Origin of the sequence: Halomonas sp. KM-1 (assembly GCF_000246875.1) — a bacterium.
GTDB lineage: Bacteria > Pseudomonadota > Gammaproteobacteria > Pseudomonadales > Halomonadaceae > Halomonas > Halomonas aerodenitrificans.
The window spans coordinates 1-5,396 of the sequence record NZ_BAEU01000029.1 but is presented as its reverse complement, the minus strand read 5'-3'; the positions used below and the strand labels follow the sequence as shown (position 1 = coordinate 5,396).

Genomic DNA, 5,396 nt, shown 5'->3' with positions numbered 1-5,396 from the left:
CTCGCGATACTCCGCCACCCGGTCGGCGGCGGGCGGTGCCAGCTCGGAGCGGACGCCGTCGCGGGTGGCCGGCAGCGCCTGGATGGCATGCCAGATGGCGTGACGCCGCAGCCGATAGCCGAGCGGGTCGCTCGGGCTCTGCTCGTTGAGGAAGTCGGCCATCTTCAGCAGAGCCTGCCGGTTGCCGCGCTCGTTGCCCGCTTCCAGACGCATCTCGGGCAGCTTGGCCGTGGGCGCAGAGGCACCGCTCGGCGCGGTACTTGGCGAAGCCTCTTCCCGCGACGGCGCGGCGGTGGACGCCGCGGCCTGGCTGGGGCGGGCCTGACGCAGCAGCCGCTGCAGGTCCACCAGCGGCTCATCGGGCAGTTCGAGCCCACGGGCCGCCGCCAGCAGCGCCTCCAGGGCGCCCTCGCAGGCCTGGTGCTCGTCGGCGGCGTTGTCGAAGTCGAGGGTTTCCGCCAGCGTCAGCGCGCGCTGGGCGAACTGGAGGAACAGCCGTGGCCGCAGCCGCTCGCCCTGCACGCCGGCATAGGGGTAGGCCTGGTTCCACCAGCCTTCGAGACTGCCGGCAAACAGCCGCAGCGAGAGGGCGAAGCGCACGCCGTCGCCGCCACGCTGCAGGCAGTGCAGCAGGTGGCCCAGCACCTTGAGGTCCTTGCCGGTTTCGCTCAGCAGGCGCACGGCGCGGGTCTCGGCGCCCTCCCAATCGACACCGCCGTGCTGCAGCGAGCCGATCTTCATCATCTCCTCGTCGAGCCAGGCATAGTCGGCGCTGTCGACCACGGGCCTGCCCACGCCCTCCGGGGGAAGCGCGGCCAGCAGGCCTTCCAGCTGTGTCTCGTTGACGATTCGCATCTCTACCTCACCAGCGACAGGCGTCGCGCAGCGGCTGAATCGCCTGGCGCAGCCCGGCGGTCTCGAAACGCAGGCCGTCGAGAGTGGCCTGATCGCTGCCCAGCACCAGTTCGTCGGCGTCCAGCAACTGCTGCAGCGTGGCGATGGCCGGCAGCCCCCGGCCCCCGCTGACCACATAGCCGCCGTCGCGGGCCTGCCATACCTGCTCCAGTTCGCGTCCGCCGGCCCGCAGGCGCACCTGCACCCGGGGCGCGTCCAGCGCCTGAGGCAGGTGGAGCTGGAAGCGGGTGATGGTCTTCTCGCAGGCGATCACCAGCTGCGGCCGCGGCGGCACGCTGCCCAGCGCCGGCGCGCTGATGCGAACGTCCTCGCCCTCCTCGCGCACCAGCAGGCCCATCTCGTCGCCTTCGCGCTCGGCCTCCTGGGCGTTGATCGCATGCCACAGGGCGGGGCGAAGGTCTTCGCTCATTGTCTCTTCGTCGAGGGTCAGGAACAGAGCGTCGTAACAGCCCAGCCGCTCCAGGCGCGAGGACTCGGCCGCGCACTCGCGGGCCTGGGCCACCACGGCCTCGGCGGTGTCGCCCCAGGCGTCGGCAACAACGATCAGGCTCACGGCCAGCGCCAGCCACGGCGCGCGGCGGAAAACAGAGGTCGAACTCATTTGGCATCCAGTTCCAGCAGTCGGCACTTGTGTGCCAGGGTGCGCTTGGGCAGGCCGAGGCTCTCGGCCGCCAGGGCGCGGTTGCCGTCGAACAGCAGCAACCGCTGGCGAATCAGTTCCGCCTCGTAGTCGCGCAGGGCGCGACGCAGGTCCTTCACGCTTTCGGCGTTCGCCTTGGCGGGCGCCGTCGAGGCGCTGCCATCGTCATCGCCCTGCGCCTCGCCATCGGCCTGGGCCGGCAGCGCCTCGGGGGCGACATCCTCGCCGGGGCGGGTCATGGCGCAGGCGTAGTCGATCAGGTTCTTCAGCTCACGCACGTTGCCCGGGTAGTCGCGCTCGCGCAGTTGTCGCAGCGCGGCCGGGGTGATGCCCATCTCGCCGCGTCCCTCGCGGGTGCAGAAATCGGCGACGAAGGCTTCGGCCAGCTCGGCGATGTCCTCGCTGCGTTCGCGCAGCGGCGGCAGGGTCAGCGGGAACTGCCCCAGCCGGTAGTAGAGATCGGCCCGGAAGCGCTGGTCGCGAATCCGTTCGCGCAGCGGCTGGTGGGTGGCCGCCACCAGGCGCAGATCGGCGCGCCGCTCCTCGCTCGAGCCCAGCGGCCGGTAGCGGCCGTTCTCCAGCACCCGCAGCAGCTTGGCCTGCAGCGGCAGCGGCATGTCGCCGATCTCGTCGAGAAACAGGGTGCCGCCGTCGGCCTGGCTGATCAGCCCTTCGCGGGCCCGGTCGGCCCCGGAGAAGGCGCCCTTGACGTGACCGAACAGCTCCGACTCCAGCAGCGACTCGGGGATCGCCGCGCAGTTGATCGCCATGAAGGCGCCTTCGCGCCGTCCCGAGAGCCGATGGATGGCGCGGGCCACACGATCCTTGCCGGTGCCGGTCTCGCCCTGCAGCAGCACCGCCAGGTTGGTTTCCGCTGCCCGTACCACCTGGCTGCGCAGCGCCTGCATGGCCTTTGATCCACCCAGCAGATCCGCGGCCAGCCGCTCGGCCAGGGCCTGGCGACGGGCGCCGTCGCTCAACTGAGCCAGCGACTGACGCAGGCTCGCCTCACGCTGACGCTCGCCCTGGTGGCGGGTCAGCCCCGCCCACAGTCGGCACAGCAGCGCCTCGAAGGCAGCGAACTCGCCGTCCGCCTCGAGCCGGGCGAGGGTGGCCGCTTCCCCGGCCATGGCCAGGGCACCGAGCCACTCGCGCTTGCCGTCCAGCGCCCGCAGCGGACGCACCACCAGCTGCAGCCCACCGGAAAGCGCTGCCACCTGAGCCTGGAAGTCGGCGTGGTCGAGCCGCGAACGCGCCTCCAGCAGGCCAAGGCGCAGCGGCTTGCCCTGACGAATGGCATGGGCATAGGGGTGACGGAAGTCGTCGCAGTCGAAGCGCACGTCACTACCGTCGCCACCCAGCCAGCGGCCGCTGCCGTCGAGGTAGAGACAGCTGACCCAGGCCAGCTGATGGCTGGCCTGGAGAATGCCGCTGGCGCAGGCGCGCAGCTCGGCGGGCGAGGCGCTTTCGACCAGCGCCAGCGCGCGCGCCATGCCGTCGAGGCCGGGCCCCGTCGGCAGGTCGCCTTCGCACCAGCGCATGTCGATCGCCTTCGCCGTCATCGTCTACACCACCTCCGCGGTAAAGGCGCCCGCCTCGTCGACGCCCAGGGCCACCCGGGTCACCGGCTCGCGCCGCGCCATGCGGTCGAGCAGCGCCCGCGACACCGGCGGCAGCAGCTCGCCGTCGATCACCGACTCGAGCATGCGCGCGCCGTTCTCGCTGCGGGTGGCGCGCACGCAGATGGCGTCGCGCAGGGCCTCGTCGAGCACCACTTCGGCCTGACGGTGGCGCGAGCGGATACGCTCGGCCAGGGTGTCGAGCTTGGCCGCCACGATGTCACGCAGGGTGTCGGCGCCAAGCGGGAAGTAGGGCACCACTTCCATGCGCGCCAGCAGCGCCGGCTTGAAGAAGCCCGCCAGCACCGGGTAGAGCGCATCGTCCAGCGCCGCGGGGTCGTCGGCGTGGGCGACGATGGCCTCGTAGCCGAGGTTCGAGGTGAGGAAGAACACCACGTTCTTGCAGTCGATCAGGCGCCCTTCCCCATCGGCCAGCTCGCCCTTGTCGAAGGCCTGGTAGAACAGGTTGAGCACGTCCGGGTGGGCCTTCTCGACCTCGTCGAGCAGCACCACCGAGTAGGGCCGCTGACGGATCGCCTCGGTCAGCAGACCGCCCTCGCCGAAGCCCACGTAGCCCGGCGGCGAGCCGATCAGCCGCGACACGGTGTGCTTCTCCTGGTACTCGGACATGTTGATGGTGGTGAGGAACTGGCGACCGCCGTAGAGACGCTCGGCAATCTGCACCACGGTCTCGGTCTTGCCCACGCCGCTGGGGCCGACCAGCAGGAAGGCACCCAGCGGGCGGCCGGGACGGCGCAGATCGGCACGAGCGGTGAGCAGGTGGCGATGCACGCGCTCGATGGCCACGTCCTGGCCCTGCACCAGCCGACCGAGATGCTCGGGCAGCTCGGTGAGACGGGTCAGCTCGTCGCTGGTCATGCGCTCCACCGGCACGCCGGTCCAGTCGCCGATGACCTGGGCGATCTGTGCCTCCTCGACGCTGGCGTTGACCAGGGCGAACTCCTGCTGCAGCTCGGCCAGGCGCGCCTCGTGGCGAGCCAGGGCTTCGTGCGGATCTTCTGCTGCTGCGACGGCGACCTCATCGGCAGCCTCGCCGGCGCTCTCTTCAGGGCTCTCGGCGACACCTGCTTCAAGGCCTTCTTCAAGATCATCCTCAGAGTTCGCGCCAGCGGCATCCGCTGCCGTCACGCCTTCGCTGGCCACCTCGGTCTCGGCAGCCGCAGGCTCGGCGTCAGCGTCGTCATTGCCCGCTTCGAGCAGCTGACGATGCAGCGCGATGATGGCGTCGACGCACTCGCGCTGGTCGATCCAGGCCGCCTCGAGCCGCTCGACCTCTTCTTCCAGACGTGCCAGGCGGGCGTCGAGTTCGGCTTCGCGGGCCGGGTCGGGGCTGCGCCCCAGTAAGCGTTCGCGGTCGAGCTGCTCGCGCTCGCGCTGGGCGGAAATGTGCTCGCTCTTGAGGTGGCTGAGCCGGCGCGGCGGAGTGTCCAGCGCCTGGGAGAGCCGCGCACAGGCGGTATCGAGCACGTCGATGGCCTTGTCGGGCAGCTGGCGGCCGGCCAGGTAGCGCGCCGAAAGCTCGGCGGCGGCGCGCAGGCCGCTGTCGCCGACCAGTACGCCGTGGGCGTTCTCGTAGGTGTCGCGCAGGCCGCGCAGGATCATCAGCGCCTGGTCGACGCTGGGCTCGGCCAGGGCCACCGGCTGGAAGCGCCGGGACAGCGCCGGGTCCTTCTCGAAGTACTTCTTGTACTCGCGCCAGGTGGTGGCGGCGATGGTGCGCAGCTCGCCGCGAGCCAGGGCCGGCTTGAGCAGATTGGCAGCGTCGCCGCCGCCCTCCTGGTTGCCGGCACCGATCAGGGTGTGGGCCTCGTCGATGAACAGCAGGATCGGCCGGGGCGAGGCCTTGACCTCTTCGATCACCGCCTTGAGGCGCTTCTCGAACTCGCCCTTGACCGCGGCGCCGGCCTGCAGCGCGCCGAGATCGAGACTCATCAGCTCGACGTCGGCCAGCGCCGAGGGCACGCGACCTTCGACGATGCGCGCGGCGAGACCCTCCACCACGGCGCTCTTTCCCACCCCGGCATCGCCGATGACGATGGGGTTGTTCTTGCGCCGGCGGCCGAGGATGTCGAGCATCTGATCGATTTCCGGATCACGGCACAGCACCGGGTCGAGCTCGCCGCGACGGGCCTGCTCGGTAAGCGAGGTGGCGAAGCGTGCCAGGGCGCTGTCGCCCTGGGCGGCCTGGGCCGGGCGGTTGG

General features: G+C 71.0%; 4 protein-coding genes. All 4 read right to left on the bottom strand.

Annotated elements, in window-relative coordinates:
- Nucleotides 1–855: TssA family type VI secretion system protein (locus B8115_RS02490; RefSeq protein ID WP_010626165.1), on the bottom strand; the 855-nt coding region annotated here is incomplete at its 3' end.
- Nucleotides 856–862: 7 nt separating this feature from the next.
- Entirely contained in the window at nucleotides 863–1,516 is a 654-nt protein-coding gene (gene vasI, locus B8115_RS02485) for a type VI secretion system-associated protein VasI (RefSeq protein ID WP_010626164.1), read from the bottom strand.
- Nucleotides 1,513–3,117, bottom strand: coding sequence for a sigma-54-dependent Fis family transcriptional regulator (locus B8115_RS02480; protein ID WP_010626163.1), 1,605 nt, complete (start codon nucleotides 3,115–3,117; stop codon nucleotides 1,513–1,515). The genes vasI and B8115_RS02480 overlap by 4 nt, the downstream gene beginning before the upstream one ends.
- Nucleotides 3,118–3,120: 3 nt before the next feature.
- Nucleotides 3,121–5,396, bottom strand: a 2,276-nt coding sequence (gene tssH / locus B8115_RS02475; protein ID WP_010626162.1) for a type VI secretion system ATPase TssH, incomplete at its 5' end; no start/stop codon positions are given.

Excerpts from the sequence above, each read along its gene's own strand:
- B8115_RS02480 (WP_010626163.1), bottom strand. The coding sequence starts at position 3,117 with ATGACGGCGAAGGCGATCGACATGCGCTGGTGCGAAGGCGACCTGCCG.
- vasI (WP_010626164.1), bottom strand. The coding sequence starts at position 1,516 with ATGAGTTCGACCTCTGTTTTCCGCCGCGCGCCGTGGCTGGCGCTGGCC.